Below are 21911 nucleotides of genomic sequence, written 5' to 3'. Positions count from 1 at the left end.
TCATGGCGCTTCTGCAAATCGACAACCTCACCGTCGAATTCGAAACCGCCACCGGCTGGTTCCGTGCCGTCGACGGCGTCTCCATCTCGGTCGAAAAGGCCGAGGTCCTGGCAATCGTCGGCGAATCCGGCTCCGGCAAGTCCGTCGCCATGCTCGCCGTCATGGGCCTTCTCCCCTGGACGGCCAAGATCACCGCCGACCGCATGCTCTTCGAGGGCCGCGACATCCAGAACATCAGCCCGGCCGAGCGCCGCAAGCTGATCGGCAAGGATATCGCGATGATCTTCCAGGAGCCGGTCGCCAGCCTCAACCCGTGTTTCACGGTCGGCTTCCAGATCGAGGAAGTGCTGCGCATCCATCTCGGCCTCGACGCAAAAGCCCGCCGCGCCCGCGCCATCGAGCTGTTCAGCCAGGTCGGCCTGCCCAACCCGGAAGAGCGGCTCAACCACTTCCCGCACCAGATGTCCGGCGGCCAGTGCCAGCGCGTGATGATCGCCATTGCGATCGCCTGCAATCCGAAGCTGCTGATCGCCGACGAGCCGACCACCGCGCTCGACGTCACGATCCAGAAGCAGATCCTCGACCTGATCATGGCGCTGCAGGCGAAGAACGGCATGGGCCTGATCATGATCACCCATGACATGGGCGTCGTCGCCGAGACCGCCGACCGCGTCGTGGTGCAGTACAAGGGCCGCAAGATGGAGGAAGCCGACGTGCTCTCCCTCTTCGAAAACCCGAAGAGCAACTACACCAAGGCGCTGCTGGCGGCGCTGCCGGAAAACGCCACCGGCGACCGACTCACCACCGTTTCCGCCTTCTTCGACGGCAATCCGGAACCCGCACCTGGGGTAAGCGCATGAGCGAGACCATGACCGATAACACCATGCTCGAAGTGCGCAACATCAAGCGCGATTACGAACTGCCGGGCGGCCTCTTCAAGCCGAAGAAGATCATCCATGCGGTGAAGGGCGTCTCCTTCAAGCTGGAACGCGGCAAGACACTGGCAATCGTCGGCGAGAGCGGCTGCGGCAAGTCCACCCTTGCCCGCATGCTGACCTTCATCGACGAACCGACCGGCGGCGACCTCCTGATCGACAACAAGAAGGTCGATACCCGCCCGGGCCACCTGACCCAGGACATGCGCCAGAAGGTGCAGATCGTCTTCCAGAACCCCTATGGTTCGCTCAATCCCCGCCAGAAGATCGGCGACGTGCTCGGCGAACCGCTCGCGATCAACACCGATATGTCGGCGGCCGAACGTCGCGACCGCGCCAGCGAAATGCTGAAGAAGGTCGGTCTCGGCCCGGAACATTATAACCGCTACCCGCACATGTTCTCCGGCGGCCAGCGCCAGCGCATCGCCATCGCCCGCGCGCTGATGATGAACCCGAAGCTGCTGGTCCTCGACGAGCCGGTTTCGGCGCTCGATCTCTCCGTCCAGGCCCAGGTGCTGAACCTGCTCGCCGACCTGCAGGACGAGTTCAATCTCACCTACGTCTTCATCAGCCACGACCTCTCCGTCGTGCGCTACATCGCCGACGAGGTGATGGTGATGTATTTCGGCGAGGCGGTGGAATACGGCACCCGCGACGAGGTGTTTTCCAACCCGAAGCACGACTATACGCGCACGTTGTTCAAGGCGACGCCGAAGGCCGATATCGAGTCCATCCGCGCCCGCGTGGCGAGGAAGAAGGCGGCAGCGGCGGCCTAGTGCGTCCTTCAGGCGACCGTATATGCTTTCTGAAAAGCCGATTTTCGGGAATGTTGAACGGGGCGGTCGTCAGGCGATTTGAGAGTCGTGCCATGAGGCACCCCCTGCCGGACAGAGGGGGGTATCGCGGGGTGTGCCTTCCGACACTGTCTTTCGGTGTTCGCCCGTGGACAACTAGTACTCCATCGGCTTTACCGGACGGTCTTTACTCCACGAAAACCCTCACACTCGCCGCCCGCCCCGCAGCGTCGATCACCGTCAGTGTCGAATACCCAGCCCCATCAGGCGTCCATTCATTGGTGCGGCGGCGGGACAGATCGCTGAGCGGCTTGCCGTTGGCGAGCCAGCGGAACGGCGCCCGGCCGCCCTGCAGCTTCAGGACCAGCGGCGAAATATCGCCCGATTGCGCGCCGAGATCGACGCGCGCGCCTTCCGGCGGATAGACGATCTGCGGTGCCGGCTCGCGCGTCGAAGCGGAAACGAGCCCGCTTGCCGTCATCGAAAAACGCCGCTGGCTGATCGGCAGCTCACCTTGCGCGATGCGGACGGCACCCGAAGGCGCTGACGGCAGCGGCGTGATCGGTACGCCGGATCTCGAAAACGCCTCGAACAGGATCGGCGCCGCGGTCTGATAACCGGCAATGCCCGGCACCGCACCATTGTCCGGCCGCCCGACCCAAACGCCCAGCACATATCGCCCGTCGAAGCCGACCGACCAGGCGTCGCGATAACCGTAGCTCGTGCCGGTCTTGTAGGCGATGCCGAGCCTTCGGCTGCCCTGCGGCGGCAGCACGTCGGAGAGAATGTCGGCGACGTTCCACACCGCCTGCGGTTCGAGCAACGGCTCGCCGTCAATCAAACCCGGCTGGTCCTCGATGCCGTTGCCGATCCGCACCGGATTGCCGCGATTGGCGAGCGCCGCATAGGCCTGCACCAGATCCTTGAGCGTGATGCCGACGCCGCCGAGGCCGATCGCCAGGCCCGGCGCCTCGTTGGCCGGCAGGACAGGCCGCACGTCGGCGCGGCGAAAACGGATCATCAGCCGCGAGGGGCCGACCGCATCCAGCAGCCGCACCGCGGGCACGTTGAGCGACAGTTGAAGGGCCTGCCGGACGCTGACATCGCCCTGATAGGTCATGTCGAAATTCTTCGGCCGGTAACCGAAGAAATCCGCCGGCCGGTCCTCGATGATCGTCTCCTGGGACACCAGTCCCTGCTCGAAGGCGAGCCCGTAGATGAACGGCTTCAGCGTCGAGCCCGGCGAACGGTTGACCCGCGTCATGTCCACCCAGCCGGACCGGCTCGCATCGAAATAATCGGCCGATCCTACTTCGCCGACGATCGCGCCGGTGGTGATATCCGCCATCACCATGGCGACGGAGACCTTCGGGCTGAGCTTCACCGAAGCTTCCCTCGCAACCTGCTCCAGTCTCTGCTGGACACTTCGTCTCAAGGTCGTTTTGTGCTGCTCGACCTTCGGTTGCTTGCGGATCGCCGCTTCGGCGAGATGCGCCGCATAGGCCGGCAACTGCAGGCGCCGGGTGGGAATACCATCGCCCGCCGCCCGTTCCGCCTCGCCGTCGCCGGTAACCGCGGCCACGGCCGAGCGCATCAGCACGCGCTCCCGCGCCGCTTTCGCTATCCTGAAATGCCGGTCCGGCCGCCGACCTTCCGGCGATTGCGGCAGGGCGACCAGAAGTGCCGCTTCCGCCACCGTCAGCCGCCGCGGCTCCTTGCCGAAATAGGCAAGGCTCGCAGCGCGCACGCCTTCCAGATTGCCGCCATAAGGCGCATGGGTGAGGTAGAGTTCGAGAATTTCCGTCTTGGACAGCCGTCGTTCCATCTGGACCGCGCGAACGACCTGGCGGAGTTTTGCCGCGACAGACCGGCTCTCGCGCGGCTCGATCAGCCGCGCCACCTGCATCGACAGCGTCGAAGCGCCAGACACGACATGGCCGTTGGTGACGAGTTGCAGCATCGCTCGGCCGAGCGCCCACGGATCGACCCCGCCGTGCTCGTAGAAACGCTGGTCCTCATAGGCGACCAGCATTTCGAGGAATCGCGGATCGACATTCTCGATCGTCGTGCGAAGCCGCCAGCGGCCTTCGGGCGTCGCAAAGGCGCGCAGCAGCTCGCCATCCGCATCCAGCACTTCGGCGGAAGCCACCCGCGCCCTTTCGAGCGGCGGCGGATAGGCCCTGTCGGCCGCATCGAGGCCGACGATCAGCCCCGCCGCAGTGACGAGGCCGACAGCCAGACCGATCGAAAGTTTCCACCTGAGCTTCATCGGAACGAGCTGCCGCTTACTGGGCGGCAAGCACCTCCATCTTGCCCATTGCGGTACGGGCCGAGAACTGCGGACGATACATGTCCTCGACCTGGGCTGCCGGATGATCGTAGACGCCGGGGGTCACGGCGCGGACCACATAGGCGAGCGTGATCTCGCGGTTGTCGCCGGCGCTCCGGTCGAAGGCCGCGACGAAACGGTCGTTGCGGAATTCGGTATGGGCTGCCTGCACTTCCTCGATCCAGTCGAAGTTCGCAAGGCTCGCACTGTTGACGATGCTCGGGTTGTCGATCTCGAACCCGGCCGGCAGAAGGTCGGTGACGACGATGCGCGACGGCCAGCTGTTGCTCTCGGTGATCGTGATCACCGCAACATAACGCTGGTTCTGCTCTGCTTCGCTGACATTCGTCTCCTCGCCATCCATCGAATAGTAGGTGCGGGTGATCTGGAAACCGTCGCCACCGGCAGGCAGCGGCTGGGCCGGTGCCGCGACCGTGGTGATCGAAGCCGACAGCGGATCGGCGCTGTTGTTCTTGACGGTCAGCGGATGGCCGATCAGCGCATCGCCGGTCATCTGCGACATCAGCGTGCCGCGATGGTCGGCACCGTTGACCTGCAGGCGCAGGCCGTCATCGCCGTTCTGCAGCGCCCGGGCGGCGAGCAGCATCCAGGTCTGTTCCTGGGTGCTGGTATATTTCTTCTGGCCCCATTCCTTGGCAACGATGGTGGCGAGCGCCGGAACGATCGGCGGCACCGGCCGGCTTTCGGCGGCGAGCGCCAGGACCGCGGCGCCGTCACGCAGCGACGAGCCGTAATCCGAGCGGGACAGGCTCACCCGATGGATTTGCGCGTCTTGCGACATCTGCAGCGAGGCCGCAAAGATATTCTTTGACCGCTGGGCATCGCCGTAAAGCGCCAGCGCCGCGGCGATATGGGCCTTGGCGAGCGGTGTCGGGAAATCGTTCAGCATCGTGTCGGCATAATAGCGCAGGTCGCTGATCGCGGCCTTGCGGTTGCGGGCGAGCACATAGAGCGCATAGGCGATCTCGTTGCCCTGGTCCTTGACGTTGTTGGTGAAACCGAGCGAGTTCTGCAGGCTGTCGAGAGCCTGGACGAGCGCCTGTTCGGGCACGTCGTAACCCTGTTCGCGGGCGCGGCTGAGGAAGTCGCTCACATAGGAATCGAGCCACAGATCGCCGCCGCCCGGACCCCAAAGGCCGAAACTGCCGGCCGAGGACTGATAGGACAGCACGCGATAGATCGCATCCTGGACCCGCTTCTTGACCTCCGTATCGTCGGCAAGGCCGTTCTGCACCGCCATCTGGCTGAGATAGAGGAGCGGCAGGGCGCGGCTGGTCGTCTGCTCCGCGCAGCCATAGGGATACCGGCTGAGACTCATCAGCAGCGCGGGGATATCGAAGGCGGTCGAGCGGCTGACATTCACGCTGACCGAGGCACCCGGCAGTATGCTGTCGGCGAGCAGGTTGGCATCGACCGTCACGCTGGCGCCCGGTTTCAGCTGGACAAGCCGCTGCTGGGTGATCGGCATGGCGGCCGGCCGCACCGGAATATCGAGCACCTGGTCCAGCGACATGCCCGACGCATTCGAAAGACGGACCAAGATCGACCCGTCGCCCGGCTCGACACCGCGCAGAGCGAGCGTGACATCCGACTTGCCGCCAGCTGCGAGCGTGATCTTTCCGGTCCCCTTCTGATCTACGGCGACCGGTCTGTTGGTGGTGATGGCAAGCTGGTAGTCGCCGGCCGGCGCATCGGTGTTGGCGATGTCGAGCCTGAGATTGGTCTGGTCGCCGGGGGCGAGGAAGCGCGGCAGGCTGGCGGTAATCACCACCGGATCGCGGATCACCACATCCTTGACGCCATGCCCGACGCCGGTCTTCGACCAGGCAACCGCCATGACGCGCGCCGTGCCGTTGAACTGCGGAATGTCGAAGGAGACATTCGCCTTGCCCTGCGCATCGAGCTTCACCGGACCCGAGAAGAAGGCGATCAGCTTTTCCTTGGGCGGGCTCGACTGCAGCGCCGTGCTGCCGCCGTCACCGCCGGTGCGCAGCCGCCCGGTGGCTCCGAGCGAACCGTCGATCAGGCGGCCATAGAGGTCGCGGATTTCGAGGCCGAGGCGGCGCTGGCCGAAATACCAGTCGTCCGGCGCCGGAGGCTGGTAACGGGTCAGATTGAGGATGCCGACATCCACCGCAGCGACGGTGACATAGGCGTCCTCATTGGCGCCGGCACCGGCCACCTGCAGCGAAATGTTCAGAGGCTGGCGCGGCAGCGTTTTTTCCGGAGCCGTGATCTGCACCTGCAGATCGCGGTTTTCGGGATCGACCTTCAGCCAGGTGACGCCGATGGCGCGCATCGGCATGCGGCTTTCCTGCGCCTGACCCGGACGATAGAGCGTCGCGGTGACATAGGAACCGGCGCCCCAGGCCGCGGTGACGGGGATCTCCACCTCGCCGCCATTGGCGCCGATGCTGGCGGTCTTGACCGCAATCAGGCTCTCGGAACCGGAGGTGATCATCAGCTCGCCGGCATATCGCGACGAGACCTTGAGCTTGGCCGTCTCGCCGACCTTGTAGCTTTGCTTGTCCAGCGCGATTTCCAGCGCGTCCGGAGTCTCCGTCGAGGTCGCGGTCACAAACCAGCCGGCATCGAATTCGACGCTGGACGTGGGGCCACCGATATCGGCCGTTTCGACCTCGAGCCGGTAGCGGCCCCACTTGACCGGAACGGAAACCTTGCCGCCATCGGCCGTGACATTCACCGTGCCATTGGCAGCCTGGCTGGTGCGGGTCACCGGCTCATACCGCCAGGACGAACCGTCACGGTACCATTGATAGTCACGGTCGATCTTGATCAGCTTCCAGGGCAGGTTCTGGATAGCCTGCTTCTTGCCGGCCGCGTCCACCATGATCACGGTGAAATTGCCGACCGAATTCTCGCCGAGATCGCCGGAGAATTCCGGCTTGATGCCGATCCGCGCACCTTCCGCCTTGACCGGCAGGGTGATCGAACGCTCAATGGCGCGGCCGCCCGCCTCCTGCATGCGCACGATGATATCGGCATTCACCAGCTGCGTCGTCGAAGGCGCTTCGGCGACGGTCGCGTCGAAGGTCGCCTTGCCGTCGCCGTCGAGTGGTTCGAGTTCTTCCAGCGGAATCCGCACCGCTTCGCTCGCCTCTTCATCGACGAGACCGAACTGGTAACCCGGGAAGGCCGGATTTTCGTGGGTCGTCTTCAGCGCGATCTCGCCTTCGAGATTGAGGCCTGCGGCAGGCGCTCCGTAGAGATAACGGCCGTCGATATTGACCGGCACCGGCTCCCCGACGGTGATTTCCTTGGCGTCGCTGGTCATGTCGAATTCGATGCGATCCGGCACGAAGTCATCGACGAGGAAGGTCTTTTCGCCGATCGCCGTACCCTTGGGATCGGTGAAGATCTGCATCGTCCAGGTGCCGCGCATCGAGGTGGCCAGCAGCGGCAGGTCGAGCGCGTAACCGCCGAGCGAACCGTTGTTGACCATGCGCCTGTCCTCGACGCCATCGGGGCGCAGGAAAACGAAGGTGAGCGGCAGGTTCTCGATCGCCGTCGCATCGATATTGCGGGCGAGCGCCGAGGCATGAACGGTCTCGCCAGGGCGATAGATGCCACGTTCGGTCCAGGGCAGGATGTCGATCGCGCCGGGCGCCGGACGACCGGTGACGCCGCGGTCGGAAAGGTCGAAGCCGGCACGGGCCATGTCGAGGAAGACATAATCCTGGCTGTTGTTCTGGGCGGCCAGCACGGCCGGCACCATGGCCGCCGTGCCGCGCATCAGGCCGGCGGTAAACACCGCGCGGCCATCCGCATCGGTCTTCGCCGTACCGAGGATTTCGTTGTTCTTGGCGAGAAGCTGGAGGTCGACCCCGGCCATCGGCTTGGCGCTGCCGAGCGAACGGGCAAAGACGTTGAGGCCGTCCGTGCCGGCATAGGTGGCGAGACCGATATCGGACACCACGAACCATTGCGTCGCCTTGGTATCGTATTCCTGGCTCGTCGCATTGGCGGCAGCCGCCGTCAGCATGTAGACGCCGGGCTTGCGGGTCGGCAGCGCTTCGTCGACCGGGAAGCTGGTCACGACGTCCTTGTTGAGATCCTGGGCGATATCGATCGTGCCCTGCCAGACCAGTTCCCCGCTCTGCTCCTCGATCTGGGTGGCGTTATAGCCGTCCATCTGGGTCAGGAACTGCGAATTGGCGAGCAAGGGTGCAATGCTGCGGTCGCCGACGCGATAGAGCTTCAGATTGGCCTTTTCGGTATTGACCGAGACGATCGGAATGCCGCGGCGCGCGGTCGACGGGAGAACAAAGCTGTCGCCGGTGAACCGCACGGTCGCCGAACGGTCCTTGACGTAGATGTCGATATCGACCTGGGCAACAAGCGGCTCGTCCACGGAAGACGGCAGGCCGCGGCGCAGCGACAACTTGTAGCGCTGGCCATGGGCGAGGCCTTCGACGCAGATCTGGTTGTCCTTGGCTTCCATCGCCTTCGGCGCCTGGCCGTTGAGCACGACGAAAGGTGCGTAGTCGACGCCGATCTTCACCAGCGGTTCGGAGAACTGCACGCAGACGCGCGGATTGGCGCTGTCGGCATCGACCGTGTTGCCGGTCATGCGGAAACCCTGGCGTTCGCGCAGGTCGTTATAGGCGGCCTGCACGGTGCGGGCGTTTACGAGCGCGAGGCTCGCCTTGTAGGCGTTGAGCGCCGCGCGATAATTCTGCTGCTTGGCCAGTGCTGCGGCGAGAACCGCCAGCGCATCGGCGCGGGTCTGGGTGGTGCGCGAAAGCTGGTAGCCATTGACCGCGGCAAGAGTGCCTTCGCCATCGGCGCTGCTGTTGTTCTTGGCGGTGCCGGCGGCGCGGGCAAGCTCGATCCAGAGGGCACCGTCTTCGGGGATGATCGAAAGCGCGCCTTTGAAATTGTAGATCGCCATATCGACATTACCGGCCAGCAACTGGCCCTGGGCGATCGTCTTGAGGTTTTCGACCCCGTAACCCTGCTGGTTGTCGCCGAGTGTCAGGCCATCCTTCTGATCACGCGCCTGCTGGAGAACCTCTTCCGAGAGGAAGGAGAGTTTCGGTGGGGCGCCGATATCGGGCTCCACGGCGGTTACGACGATCTTGCCGGCCGTGGCGCCCTGGAACGGGTTGAGCTGGCTGTAATCCGACTTGAGGAAGCACCATTTGGCCTTCTCGTTATAGGTGAAAGCCTTGCAGGCATTGTCGCCGATGCAGGCTGCCTCGCACTGGGGCTGGCTGACATTCTTCACGGTTCTGAGATCGAAACCGAGATAATCGCTGTTCGGAGTGCTTTCGATCCGCCGGTCGGCCGCGGTCAGCGGCGAGACGGAGGCGAATGCGGAAACGATGAGAGCGAGAAAGCCGAAAAACGCGCGCCTAGACATAGAAAGTCCCCCCGTGGCTGCCGTCGGAAGTTGCAGTTTTCTAATCTATCCCGTGACTTGTCAACGAACCTCAGCGAGTCGCGCCGCCTATTTTTATGAAGAGATTGTCACAAGACGAATGGCGTGCCGGAACGGATCAGGCCATCAGCCCGGCAGCGGTAAATCCGCCATCGACGGCGAGAATCTGGCCGGTCACATAGGAAGACTGGCGCTCGTCGACGAGGAAGGCGATGGCCGTGGCGATCTCCTCCGGCCGGCCGTAGCGGCGCATCGGCACGGTGCGGTTCCACTCCTCGCGCGTCACGGCCGTATGGTTTTCCTTGACCATCGGCGTCTCGATCGGTCCCGGCGCAATCGCGTTGACGCGGATCAGGTCGTCGGCGAGTTCGACGGCCATGATCTTGGTGAGCGTCACCAGCGCACCCTTCGACGCACCATATGCGGAGCGGCCGAGATTGCCCTTGATGCCGGAAACCGAGGCGATGTGGACGATCGAACCGCCGCCGTTTTCTCGCATGATCGGCGCCAGCGCCTGGGACAGCGCAAACGCGCCGACGACGTTCACCTCGTACATCCGCCGAAGCTGATCGGTCGTGGTCTCGGCAAAACGCACGTTCGAACCGATGCCGGCGCTGTTGACCAATGCCTGCAGCGGGCTCTGGAGGGCCTGGCAGCGATCGGCAAGTTTGGCGATCGCCTTTTCGTCGGTGATATCGAGGAGAACCGTAGTGAGGAGACCGGCGCGATTGCCGAGCCGTTCCATCAGCCGTTCGAGCGCCGCGGCATCGCGGTCGGCGGCCAGCACATGCCAGCCGGCCTCGATCAGAAGCTCCGTCGTCGAAAGGCCGATACCCGATCCCGCACCCGTGACGACGACGCTTCGCATGTTCAGCTCTTCCGGTTTTCGATGATGACCAGTTCGAAAGTGACGCCGACCGGGTTGTCGCCGCGCGCCAGCCGGCCGTGATAGATCACGCCGTCCGTATCGACGACCGCGGCATCGATCGAGGCCTGGAGCCCGTCCGGCGTCTTTTCGAGCACGCCCTTCTCGATGGCGATCTCGGTCGCGAGGCAAACGATCCGGCGCCCGTCCTCGAAGACAGGCTCGTTGATGCTGCCTATGCCGTAGATGCGGGCACTCTCGATGCCGTGTGCCCGGCAGACGTCTTCGATCGCCAGCCCGACATCCTCGTTCGGGCGCACCCGCAGCAGGATGCCGTTCCCCTCGCCGCTCTCGCCCTTGGCGGAAAACAGCGTGAAATTCGTTTCGGGATCGGGGATGGACGAGAAGGTCGCGGTGGCGCTGCCATACCCTTTGACCGCGATCGGCCGGCTGACGATGCTGTCGAAGGGCAGCACATGCCCCATGCGCAGCGCCCCTTCACCCGTGTCCCAGATGCCGTGGCAATGCAGGAAGGGCGCGCCGTCCCTTTCGCCGACCATGGCCGTCGCAGCCTCGAACTTGCCGCCCGCTTGCGGCGCGAAAGTCGCGCTGTACCAGGCGGCATGGTCCTTGTCCGGCGAGAAGGCCGGCAGGACATAACGGAACGGATCGCAGCCGCCGCCCTCGATATTGAGGAAACCGCCCTTGCAGCCCGCCTCCGCGAAAATGCGCGCCATCCCGGCCATGAAGACCTCACCCGGCCGTAGCACACCCTCGACTGGCTTCAACGCAGTCCGTAACGCCTCTCGCCTGATCGGCACGACAGGGCCTGGATGCTTGAGTTGGCGCAGCACCGGCTGATCATTAGCCGGCTTATCATCAAGCTCGCCGCGCGCCTGCAGCTCTTCGCGGATCATCTTCTTGGTGATCTTGCCATAGGCGGATTTCGGCAGCGCGTCCCAGAAGATGAAGCGCTTCGGCATCTTGTAGCGGGACATCTTGCCGTCGATGAAGGCGAACAGGTCCCTCTCGGTCACCGCCGAACCCGGCTTGGCGACGCAGACGGCCACGCCGACTTCGCCCCAGAGCGGATCCGGCACGCCGAGCACCGCGACTTCGCTGATTGCCGGATGGGTAAGAAGTTTCTCCTCGATCTCGCGCGGATAGACGTTCGAGCCACCGGAAATATACATGTCGGAGGCGCGGCCGGTGATGTAGAGAAAACCCTCGGCATCCATGTGGCCGAGGTCGCCGGTGCGGAACCAGCCGTTGCGGAACGCCTTCTCGTTGGCCTCCGGATTGTCGTAATAGCCCGCGAAGACCGCCGGGCCGATGCAGCAGATCTCTCCGGTCTCGTAAGGACCGACCTCCTCGCCTGCCTCGTTCTGGATAGACACCTGCATGCCGGTCCGCTCCATGCCGCAGGTGCCGATCCTGGCGGCTTCGCCGTCCTCGACCGAATGCAAGGCTGGCGGCAGGACGGTGATCGCCCCGGTCACTTCGCCGAGCCCGAAATACTGCACGATCACCGGACCGAGGCTTTTCAGTGCCCGCTTCTGGTCCTCGCGATACATCGGCGCGCCGGCGTAGATGACGTATCGCAGCGAGGAATGGTCGTATGTGTCGGCCGCCGGGTGCTCGACCAGCAGCTTCAAAATGGTCGGCACGGTGAACATCGTCGACACGCGCCATTTCTCGATCAGCGCCCATGCGGCGTCGATATCGAACTTTTCGGTCGGCAGCAGGATGGTCTTCACCCCATGCGCGACCTGGGTCAGCTGATGCACGCCCGCGCCATGCGACAGAGGGGCAACGACCAGCGCCGCATCGGCGGAGGTCACGCCGGGCATCAGGTCGCAGAGATGGTTGTTGATCACGAAGGCCATCTGGCCGTGGGTCAGCACGGCCGCCTTCGGCCGGCCGGTCGTACCCGACGTGAAGAAGAACCAGCATGGATCGTCGCGCTCGACCCGCGCCTCGGCCGGCTTCTTAGCCCGGAACTCCTCGACGATCGCGTCATAGGATGGACCGAAATCCGCTGCACCGATCGCAATGACGAAACCGATTCCCGGATTGTTCTCCCGCACCACGTGCGCATGATCCGGAAACGATGCATTGCAGATCAGGCCGGTCGCGCCGCTCGCCTTGGCGAGATAGGCGACCTCTTCCGGCGTCTGCCGGAAATTGGTCGGCACCCAGACGGCGCCGATCCGGAAACAGGCGAACATGCTCTCGAACATCTGGTTGCAGTTCTGCGACTGAACCAGGATGCGGTCGCCCTTGGTCACCCCGAACTGCTGCTGCAACGCCGCAGCCATTGCATCGATGCGGATCTCGAACTCTTCCCAGGTCCAGGTCTTCTCGGCCCAGACCAGCGCGATGCCCTGCGGTTCGCGACGCATCGCCTGCGTCACGAAACGGGCAAGGTTCATCACCCGCGTCGAACGGGGGCTCAGCCCTCCCTTCGGCTCAGTCCGATCGCCGACGCCAACCGAGGTCGTCGCATTCATTTCGTCCGCTCCAGGATCGACACGTAGTTGGCGACGGCAGCACCGCCCATGTTGAAGACGCCGGCCATCGTCGCCTTCGGCAACTGCATCTCGCCTGCCTCGCCGCAGAGCTGCATCGCCGCCATCACATGCATGGAAACGCCGGTCGCGCCAATCGGATGGCCCTTGGATTTCAGCCCGCCCGACGGATTGACCGGCAGACGGCCATCCTTGCGGGTGATGCCCTCACGGATGACGCGATACCCCTGGCCGGGTTCGGCAAGCCCCATCGCCTCGTATTCGATGAGTTCGGCAATGGTGAAGCAGTCGTGGGTTTCGACGAAACTCAGGTCGTCGAGCGAAACGCCCGCTTCCGCCAGCGATTTCTGCCAGGCCATGCGCGCGCCCTCGAAGGCGATCGGGTCGCGACGCGACATGGCAAGGATATCGTTGACATGGTTATGCGCCTTGAAGGCGACGGCGCGCTTCATGCCGGCCGCGACTTCGGGCGAGGCGATCACGATCGCCGCCGCACCATCGGACACCAGCGAGCAGTCGGTGCGCCTCAGCGGCGCCGCCACATAGGGGTTCTTGTCCGACACCGTGTTGCAGAAATCGAAGCCGAAATCCTTCTGCATATGGGCATAGGGGTTCTTCATGCCGTTCGCGTGGTTCTTCGCCGCGATCATCGCGAGCTCTTCCGAGCGGTCGCCATAACGCTGGAAATAATGGCTGGCGATGCGGCCGAAGAGACCGGCAAAACCGCCTTCGACATCCGCCTCCTCCTCGCGATAGGAGGCCGACAGCAGGATGTCGCCGGTCTCCCTGGTGGGCAGCGCGGTCATCTTCTCGGCACCGACGACCAGCGCGATCTTGCCGCGGCCGGAGGCGATGAAATCGAGCGCCGAATATAGCGCCGCCGAGCCAGTGGCGCAGGCATTCTCCATCCGCACGGCCGGCACATGGTCGAACCCGTCTGCCGCCATCGCCACCAGCGCGCCCTGAAAATCCTGCTTGGAAAAGCCGTTGTTGAACACGCCGACGAAAATGCCGTCGACATCCCTGGCCGTGATGCCGGCATGTTCTAGGGCCGGATTGATCACCTCGGCCATCAATTCCCGCGTCGAGCCCGCTTCGGACTTGCCGAATTTCGAATGCGCCCAACCGACGATCTCTGCTCCTGCCATGACCTTCTCCTTTGTTTCAAACGCGTTCCGGTGTTCTCGACCGGGCCGCCTGCGGCGCCTTTCGAAGCGCCGGTTTCTCCGAACTGAAAAGCACCTTCAGCTTGCCCTGCACCCGCTCGACCTCATGAGCCAGCAGCCCGACAAGCTCCTTCTGGCGCACCTCGCCCATGCGGCTGTCGATCGCGGCGATCGACAAGGCCCCCGCAAGCCGTCCGTCGGGCAGCAGGATCGCCATGCCGATCCCCCAGGAATTGGCGATTACCCGCCCTGGATTGAGCGCGTAACCGAGTTCGCGTGAGCGGGCGACATCCTCGCGGATGATATCCGTCGAATAGCCCGGATATTGAGCGGCAATGACGCCTTCAATGCGGCCGAGGACCGCCTCCACTTCCGCGTCGGGCAATGCCGCCAGCATGGCGAGCGATCCGGCGCCGACGCCAAGCGGGTTCTGGTCCCCGGTCAAGAGCGCGTGGGTGCGCACCGGATGCGTGCCCTCCTCGCGATGCAGGCAGACGGCATAGTCGTCCCGCCGCATGGAGACGAAACTCGTGTCGGCGGACTTGGCAGAAAGCCGTTTCAGGCTCTCGCCCGCCATTTCCAGGAGACCGTGCCGGCGCGAGGCCAGCATGCCCAGCACGTAGAGCTCCCCGCCGAGATAATACCGACGGGTAAGCTCGTCCTGCTCGACGAGGCGGGACCGCATCAGCGCCATCAGCAGCCGCCGGGCTGTGGGTTTGTTGAGGCCACTATCGGCAACCACATCGGCAAGCGCCACGCCCTTTTCCGCGCCGCGGCCGACGATGGAGAGAAGCTGCAGCGCCCGCTCCACCGCCTGCGAGCCGGAAACGGCACCTTCCCGAAGACCTGAGGGGATCTCGATCACCTGTTGCATATGCCGTTTCCCATCAGATGCATGCCCGTCGCCAATCAGCTCAATGACTTGCCGATAGCCTTTTCGAGGATGGCCCAGGCCTCGTCGCCGTATTTCGACTTCCAATCCTTGTAGAAATTGGCGGCGCGCAGCTTCTCCTGGAAAAGGGCGCCGTCGGGCTTGTTGAACTTCATGCCCTTGCCTTCCAGTTCGGCCTGGACGGTGGCGTTGAGGCCCATCACGTCCTTGCGCTGCAGCTCGGCGGCGGCATTGAAGTGCTTCGAAACGATCCCCTGCAGATCCGCCGGGAGAGCCTGCCACGAGCGGCGGTTGAGCAGGATCCAGAACCCGTCCCACATGTGGTTGGTCATCGAGACGTATTTCTGCACCTCGAACAGCTTGGCCGTGGTCAGGATGGCGAGCGGGTTTTCTTGCCCGTCGACGATGCCGGTCTGCAGCGCCGTATAGGTCTCGGCAAAATTGATGCTGGCGGGCGCCGAACCGAAGGCGGTGAACATCGAGGTCCAGAGCGGGCTCACCGGCACGCGGATCTTGAAGCCTTCGAGATCCTTGGGGGTGGTGATCGGTCCCTTGGACGAGGTGATCTGCCGGAAACCGTTGTCCCAGATCTTGTCGAGCGTCAGCAGCCCCTTCTTCTCGATCTCGCCGCGAACATATTTGCCGAGTTCGCCGTCCATCGCCGGCCACACCTTGTCATAACTCGGGAAGGCGAAGCCGACGCCGTTCAGCGAGGCATTCGGCACCAGCGTCGACAGGATGATCGGCGACAGGCTGAACATTTCGACGCCGCCCGAACGCACCTGGTTCAGCATGTCGGTGTCGGCGCCGAGCTGGCTCGACGGGAAGATGTTGATGGCCATGCGCCCGCCGCTCTCCTCCTGGATCTTGGCAACCGCCTCCTTGGCGCGGACGTTCATCGGATGCGTCAGCGCCTGGTTGTTGGCGAACTTGTAGGTGAACTCGGCGGCGTTGGCCGGCCGCGTGCGGATTGAAAAGGTCGTGGCGATGCCGGTCGTGGCCGCGCCCAAAAGAAGCGTTCTGCGGTTAACGTTCATGAAATCCTCCTCCGATTTCGTTCCAAGTTTTTTGCCTCACAGCCCTTAGAGAAAGGCAGTCGAGAAATAGGGCACGGCTGCGATCACCAGAAGGCCGATCATCAGTGCGCCGATATAGGGCCAGATGGCCTTCATCGCCTCATCGGGCGAGACATTGCCGATCTTGCAGGCGATGTAGAAACCGATGCCGATCGGCGGCGTCATCAGGCCGATATTCATCGCCGTCACCACCACCATCGAATAGTGGATGTCGTTGATGCCGAGCGAGCGCGCGACCGGAAACATGATCGGCGCCATCAGCACGATCGCCGGCAGGCCTTCCAGCACGCAGCCGAGCACCATGAAGATCAGGATGGTGACGCCCATGAAGCTCAGCCAGCCGCCCGGCAGCCCCTGCACTGCCTCGACGAGCTGCGCCGCAAACCCGGTCTGGGTGAGCGCCCAGGCCATGGCGGAGGCGGCACCCAGGATCATCAGGATCGCGCCGGACAGCGCTGCGGTTTCCACCAGCATGGAATAGAGCTTCTTCAGGCTGATGCCGCCATAAAGCGTTGCTCCGATGATCATCGCGTAGAGCACGGCGATCGTCGAAACTTCGGTCGCGGTGGCGATCCCCTCTCCGACGGCGGTGCGGATCAGGAAGGGCAATAGCAGTGCGGGAGCGGCGACCAGAAACGCCTTCTTGATCACCGACAGCGGCGCCCGGCGCACCCCGGCCATGGATTCGTGCCGCGCCTTCCAGCGCGCCAAAATCGCAAGCACCAGCAGCAGGACCATGGCGATGGCGAAACCGGAGGTGAACAGCCCAGCGATCGAAACGCCGGCGGCGGATCCGAGCACGATCAGCACGATCGACGGCGGCACGGTTTCCGCCATCGCCGCGCCGGTTGCCAGAAGCGCGATCATCTCCGGCGGCTTGTGGCCGCGGCGTTTCATTTCCGGGAAAAGTGCGGGCGCGACAGTCGCCATGTCCGAGACCTTGGAACCCGAAATCCCTGAGACCAGAAACATCGAGCCGAGCAGGACATAGGACATGCCGGCGCGGACATGGCCGAGCAGCGAGGCCAACACCTCGACAATCGCCCTGCCCATGCCGGTCGCGTCGAGCACGCAGCCAAGCAGCACGAAGATCGGCACCGACAGCAGAATGATGCTCGACATGCCCTCGTCCATCCGGCCGATCATCACGAACACGGGCACCGAGGTGGTAAAAGTCAGGAATGCCAGCGTCCCGAGGCCGAAGCAGAAAGCGATCGGCACGCCAAGCACGAGGAACAGCGCCACGAAACCGACGAGGAAGATCGGGATGTTCCAGTTGCCGATCTGCTTCAGGCCTGGCCCGACGAGCCAGAGAAGCGCCGTCACGGCGGCGATGACCACCACGGACATCGCGACCTGCCTGAAGGTCGACCGCTTCAGCGCATTGGCGACCGCGAGGATCAGCATCAGCCCGACACCGACCGGCAGGGCCGCGGCACGAAAGCTCATCGGAATATTGAGCGCTGCCGAGGTGATATAGGATTCCTCGATCGCATATTCATAAGCCGGCCGCAGCATCACGCCGAGGAAGAGCGCCATCAGCAGCAGAGCCAGCGTATTCGCCAAGCCGTGCAGCTTTTCCGGCAGCATGCCGACGAAGAGGGTCAGCCGCAGGTGCTCGCTGCGATCGACGGCCATGGCCGAACCGAGCATGGCAAGCCAGAGGAAGGAGATCGATGCTACCTCGTCGATCCAGACGACCGGCAGCGAGAAGACATAACGGGAAATGACCCCTGCCAATAGAAGCGCGATGATGCCGACGAGAAGGGCAGCAGCAATCGCTTCTACCGGTCGCATCCAGACAGAACCGCTCTGCTGCGGCGCCACGCCCTCGAGCCCGGCGAGCAGAGAAGCCTCATCCATGGGCTCGATCGTATTATGGGCTGCCGTCACGCATCATCCTCCTCTGTGCTGTGCAGGAGACAGACGGAAGAAACGCTCCGGATCGATCCGCGAATCCAGGCGGACTACACCCCTCTCCGGCGTGCCCGCTTCTCCTCCCGGCGTCCGGCTCCTCCAGCCATCCGCAATGGTCCATTATCTGGATCTTGTTCTTCTTCAAGTTGCCGGAGTTTGCTGAAGACGGACGGATTAGGCAAGCCTAAATTTGTCGGCGAGGCATAAAACTTCGAAGCAGATCCATATTGTAGACCAGACCATGTCGTGCCTCTGACCGTTTCAATTCAAGCTGCCGGAGACCGTTACATGCAGCCCGCCATCGATCGGAAGCTCGACCCCGGTAATGTATCTCGCCTCGTCCGATGCAAGGAAAACCGAGGCCCAGGCGATATCCCAGCCGTCTCCCTGGCGTTTCATCGGCGAAAGCGCGTCTCTTTTAGCCTTCATTTCATCGGGAGAGCCGTAGTAGCCGCTGATCTGTTTCTGGATATGCGGCGTGTCCATCACGCCGGGCAAAATCGCATTGGCGCGGATACCCTTGGCCGCATATTCGATCGCAATCGCCCGCGTGAAGTGATTCAGCGCCGCCTTCGATGCATAATATGAAACGTATGGATAGCCGGTCCATCTGATGGAGGCGAGCGACGAAATATTGACGATCGCCCCGCCGCCCTGCTTTTCCATGATCGGCAGAACGGCCTTGCAGGTGAGGAAGGCGCTGGTCAGGTTGACGTCCATCACCTTGCGCCAGCTCTCTTCGGTCGCCTCAGCTGCCCCGCCCGGCAGGTTGATGCCGACATTGTTGTGCAGCACGTCGATACGTCCGAAACGCTCCATGGTCCTTTCGACGACGACGGCGATGTCGGAGGATTGGGTGACGTCGGCGGCGAGCGCCAGGCCCGTGCCGCCCTCTGACTCGATGACGTCGAGCGTATTCTTAGCCGCATCGAGATTGACGTCGACGCAGACGACGCTGCCGCCCTCGCGGGCATAGGCGACGGCGGCGGCCTTGCCGTTCCCGAAACCCGGGCCGACCGAACCGGCGCCGAAAACGAGAACGACCTTGTTCTTCATGCGATCCATAAACTGCTCCTCCGAGCCACCCTCCCCGGCGGCGCGAAGCAACTTACGGTGCGGTTTCCGTTCGGTCCATGTCCAATCGCGGACAGAACATGTGCAAAAAGGTACATAACCGCCCGGAAATGCCCGATGTCCGCGCATTTTCGCCGATATGCCGCAATGAAAAAGTTATTTCGCGTCTGCCGGGCCGGTTTCGAACGCGGCTCGGGCGAGGGATCGGGCATGGTCCCGGATGTCCGTCGGCCAACTCTCCGTCAGTTCCTTGAAGCGACCCTCTTGTCCGGCATAAAGCGCCCGCGCCGCTTCCTCGTATCCCGGCTGATCCCCGGCGAGCGCCCGCATGAAACGATCGGCGGCCTCCTGAGCGCGGCGCCGATCATCTCCCGAACTGCTGGCTGCGCGCGCCGCATCGACGAGCCTGCGCAGAGCAACCGACGCGCCGCCCGGCTGCTGGCCGAGCCACTCCCAATGCCGCGGCAGCAGCGTCACCTCGCGCGGCACCACCCCAAGTTTGGGGCGCCCGGGCCGCCGTTCCACCGGCTCGACAGGCTCCGCATTATCCTTGGGAAGGCGACCGAGACAGTTTTCGAGTGTGCCGCGGAGGTCGAGATCGACCGGCTTTCCCGTCGCATCGTCAAAAACCAGGACGCTTTCATGTTCACCCTTGATCGCCGTCACGACCTCGGCCGGTGATCCGCTCGCGATGCGGTTTTCGCCTCGAAAAGCTGTCCAATGAAAATCTGCCATCTGCTTCCTCGGAATTGAGACGTAGATTTACCCGGGTAAAATAAAGCCGTCAATCCGGATCAGGCCGTCCGCTGTCTCAGGCGGCCGAGACCTTCTCGAAGATGACCCGCGGCGCGGATGATCGCCCGCCGCCCCGCCGGTTCGATGGTCCGTGCGATGATCCAGGCAACGAAAAGCAGGACGGCAATCACGCCCAGAGCGACGAGCCAACGGTTCTGCTCGGTCCCGAAACGGGCAAATACCGCGTAGCCGATATTCTGATGCAGCAGGTAGAGCGGATAGGTGAGACCACCGAGCCCGATCGCCAACCCTGGAGAAATGCGCAGCGACGGGGCCGCCGCGCAGACCGCGACCGCTGCAAGGGCCAATGGCCCAATGAGGGCAAGCCCGACGGCGTTGCGACTCAACGCGTATGTTGCGACGAAATCCGGTTCGGTCAGGAAGGGCGTGGCGATTGCCCAGCAGACTGCGGCAGCAAGCACGCAGAGGCTCGACAGGGAAGCGTGCTGCCGCATCTTGTGGAGCGCCAGGCCGAAGGCGAAATAACCGGAATATTCGGTGATTAGCAGTTTCTGGATGGCGACGCTGCCGATAAAGGCCTCGTTGACGACGGAAATCGCCAGCCATGCCAGCACGACGACGCGCCAGCCGCGCTCGAAAAGGCCGGTCGCGATCAGCAGGAAAACCCAGAAGTAGAAGATGATCTCGTAGGCGATCGTCCAATAGGCGCCGTCAAGGAACGGCTGGCCGAGGCCGCGCGAAATAATCACCACATGCGCCAGCCATTGCCTGGCCGTCGGCGGATCGAGGGTCGGCACATGCCAGACGGCGAGCACGGCGGCGGTGATCGTCGCGCAGGTGATGAAGGTCGGCCAGAGCCGCGCGAAACGACCAGCCGCGAAATCATAGGCCGAGCGGCCTTCCGCCGACATGGTGATGACATAGCCGGAAATCGCAAAGAAGATCAGCAGGCCGGTGTCGAACCACATGGCAAAGGGTGCGAGTTCCGGAAACCCGATGCCACCGCCCTCGCCGGAAATCCGCATGCGGAAACCGTAGTGGAACGTCAGCACCATCAGCGCCGAGACGAGGCGCAGGATATCCAGGTTCAGCAGCCTTGGCGTCTTCGGGGCCGTCATCCGATCCTCTGGGTGTGGAACAAATCCGCCCGACCCTATCGCACCCGCCTTTGGAAAACGTGAATTCTTCCGGGACAATATGAGCGGTTCCGGCTGGAAGACGCCAGGTGATGCGAGGACTTCCCTTCCCTTGACGAATATCGTTTGTTGTCAAATTCATGACAGGGCCTACAGAGGGTCCTGAGGGAGGTTTCGATGTCGATTTTTCTCTGCGGCGCCTGCGGCACGTCCTTCGACGAGGCTGAGGACGCGCCGCAAAGGTGCCCCATCTGCGCGGACGAACGTCAGTATGTGCCGCCATCCGGGCAGGCCTGGACGACGACGGAAAAGCTTGCACGGACGCACCGGAATGCTTGGAGGCAGCTCGAGCCGGACCTGATGGCGGTCCAGACGGTCCCCGCCTTCGCGATCAATCAGCGCGCCCTGCTGCTGCGGACGTCGGCGGGAAATATCCTGTGGGATTGCATCGCGCTGCTGGACGACGCGACCAAGGCGATCGTCCAGGCGCTGGGCGGCCTCAGCGCCATCGCGATATCCCACCCCCATTATTACACGACCATGCAGGACTGGGCGGCCGCCTTCGATGCGCCGATCTATCTGCATGCCGCCGACAGGGAATGGATCTGCCGTCCCTCGGATCATGTCCGGCTGTGGGACGAGGATGCGCTGGTGCTCTCCTCTTCCGTCACGCTGGTGCATGGCGGCGGGCATTTTGCCGGCGGCACCGTGCTGCATTGGATGGGCGAGGACGGCAAGGGCGTGCTGCTGGCCGGCGATATCGTCCAGGTCACGCCCGGCACCGACCATGTCTCCTTCATGTGGAGCTATCCCAACATGCTGCCGCTGAGTGCCGCCGAAGTTGCCGATGTCGCAGAGCGCCTGGCACTTTGGCCTTTCGAGCGCATCTACGGCGCCTTTTCGCACCAGAATGTCCGGGCGGACGGGCAGGCGATCGTCGCCCGCTCCGCAAAACGTTACATCGACCGGCTGTCCAAATGAAAAACGCGCGGGCGTTTGCCGCCCGCGCGCTCGATAGCTC

At 63.6% G+C, this 21911-nt stretch carries 14 protein-coding genes and 1 pseudogene; 3 read left to right on the top strand and 12 right to left on the bottom strand.

All coding sequences use genetic code 11. The features are described from left to right. Window positions 1-2: 2 nt before the first annotated feature. Window positions 3-860: an ABC transporter ATP-binding protein gene (locus ABCW43_RS14775; protein ID WP_080954143.1), complete on the top strand. Its 858-nt coding sequence runs from the start codon at window positions 3-5 to the stop codon at window positions 858-860. Window positions 861-868: 8 nt separating this feature from the next. Beyond that, window positions 869-1711: a dipeptide ABC transporter ATP-binding protein gene (locus tag ABCW43_RS14770; RefSeq protein WP_345925701.1), complete on the top strand. Its 843-nt coding sequence runs from the start codon at window positions 869-871 to the stop codon at window positions 1709-1711. 205 nt (window positions 1712-1916) lie between these two features. Here the strand turns inward: ABCW43_RS14770 and pbpC are convergent, their stop codons facing one another. The 12 genes and pseudogenes from pbpC to ABCW43_RS14710 form a co-directional block, all read right to left on the bottom strand. Continuing rightward, window positions 1917-3998 (bottom strand): penicillin-binding protein 1C, encoded by a 2082-nt coding sequence (gene pbpC / locus ABCW43_RS14765; RefSeq protein WP_345925699.1) that lies wholly within the window; start codon window positions 3996-3998, stop codon window positions 1917-1919. Between the two features lie 16 nt (window positions 3999-4014). After that, the gene (locus ABCW43_RS14760; protein ID WP_345925697.1) at window positions 4015-9462 is read right to left on the bottom strand and encodes an alpha-2-macroglobulin family protein; all 5448 of its coding nucleotides are present in this window, start codon (window positions 9460-9462) and stop codon (window positions 4015-4017) included. 136 nt (window positions 9463-9598) lie between these two features. Then, window positions 9599-10348 carry an SDR family NAD(P)-dependent oxidoreductase gene (locus ABCW43_RS14755; RefSeq protein ID WP_345925695.1) on the bottom strand — a complete coding sequence of 250 codons (750 nt, stop codon included), beginning with the start codon at window positions 10346-10348 and terminating at the stop codon, window positions 9599-9601. Window positions 10349-10350: 2 nt separating this feature from the next. After that, complete coding sequence (locus ABCW43_RS14750) at window positions 10351-10830, bottom strand: PCC domain-containing protein (RefSeq protein ID WP_345926227.1); 480 nt, start codon at window positions 10828-10830, stop codon at window positions 10351-10353. A gap of 396 nt (window positions 10831-11226) precedes the next feature. Further along, window positions 11227-12855 (bottom strand): annotated as a pseudogene (locus tag ABCW43_RS14745) (acyl-CoA synthetase); the annotation flags it as partial. Continuing rightward, window positions 12852-14021, bottom strand: coding sequence for an acetyl-CoA acetyltransferase (locus ABCW43_RS14740; RefSeq protein WP_345925693.1), 1170 nt, complete (start codon window positions 14019-14021; stop codon window positions 12852-12854). The pseudogene ABCW43_RS14745 and the gene ABCW43_RS14740, both read right to left, overlap by 4 nt. A gap of 16 nt (window positions 14022-14037) precedes the next feature. Beyond that, window positions 14038-14913: an IclR family transcriptional regulator gene (locus ABCW43_RS14735; protein ID WP_345925691.1), complete on the bottom strand. Its 876-nt coding sequence runs from the start codon at window positions 14911-14913 to the stop codon at window positions 14038-14040. A 35-nt stretch (window positions 14914-14948) separates the two neighbouring features. After that, window positions 14949-15968, bottom strand: coding sequence for a TRAP transporter substrate-binding protein (locus ABCW43_RS14730; protein ID WP_046638027.1), 1020 nt, complete (start codon window positions 15966-15968; stop codon window positions 14949-14951). A gap of 45 nt (window positions 15969-16013) precedes the next feature. Then, window positions 16014-17870 (bottom strand): TRAP transporter large permease subunit, encoded by a 1857-nt coding sequence (locus tag ABCW43_RS14725; protein WP_345926225.1) that lies wholly within the window; start codon window positions 17868-17870, stop codon window positions 16014-16016. A 315-nt stretch (window positions 17871-18185) separates the two neighbouring features. Next, on the bottom strand, window positions 18186-18989 hold the full coding sequence (locus ABCW43_RS14720) for an SDR family NAD(P)-dependent oxidoreductase (RefSeq protein ID WP_345925687.1): 804 nt from the start codon (window positions 18987-18989) through the stop codon (window positions 18186-18188). 165 nt (window positions 18990-19154) lie between these two features. Further along, complete coding sequence (locus tag ABCW43_RS14715; RefSeq protein ID WP_345925685.1) at window positions 19155-19733, bottom strand: DUF2239 family protein; 579 nt, start codon at window positions 19731-19733, stop codon at window positions 19155-19157. A gap of 59 nt (window positions 19734-19792) precedes the next feature. After that, a complete protein-coding gene (locus ABCW43_RS14710; RefSeq protein ID WP_345925682.1) occupies window positions 19793-20872 on the bottom strand; it encodes an acyltransferase family protein in 1080 nt (359 codons plus the stop codon). Window positions 20873-21067: 195 nt separating this feature from the next. Here ABCW43_RS14710 and ABCW43_RS14705 point away from each other — a divergent pair, with 195 nt between their 5' ends. Beyond that, window positions 21068-21871, top strand: a complete 804-nt coding sequence (locus ABCW43_RS14705) for an MBL fold metallo-hydrolase (protein ID WP_345925681.1) — start codon at window positions 21068-21070, stop codon at window positions 21869-21871. Window positions 21872-21911 lie beyond the last annotated feature (40 nt).

The sequence above is a fragment of the Neorhizobium tunisiense genome (assembly GCF_039631515.1).
GTDB lineage: Bacteria > Pseudomonadota > Alphaproteobacteria > Rhizobiales > Rhizobiaceae > Neorhizobium.
The sequence above is the reverse complement of the archived record's forward strand: the minus strand, read 5'-3'. Positions and strand labels throughout refer to the sequence as shown.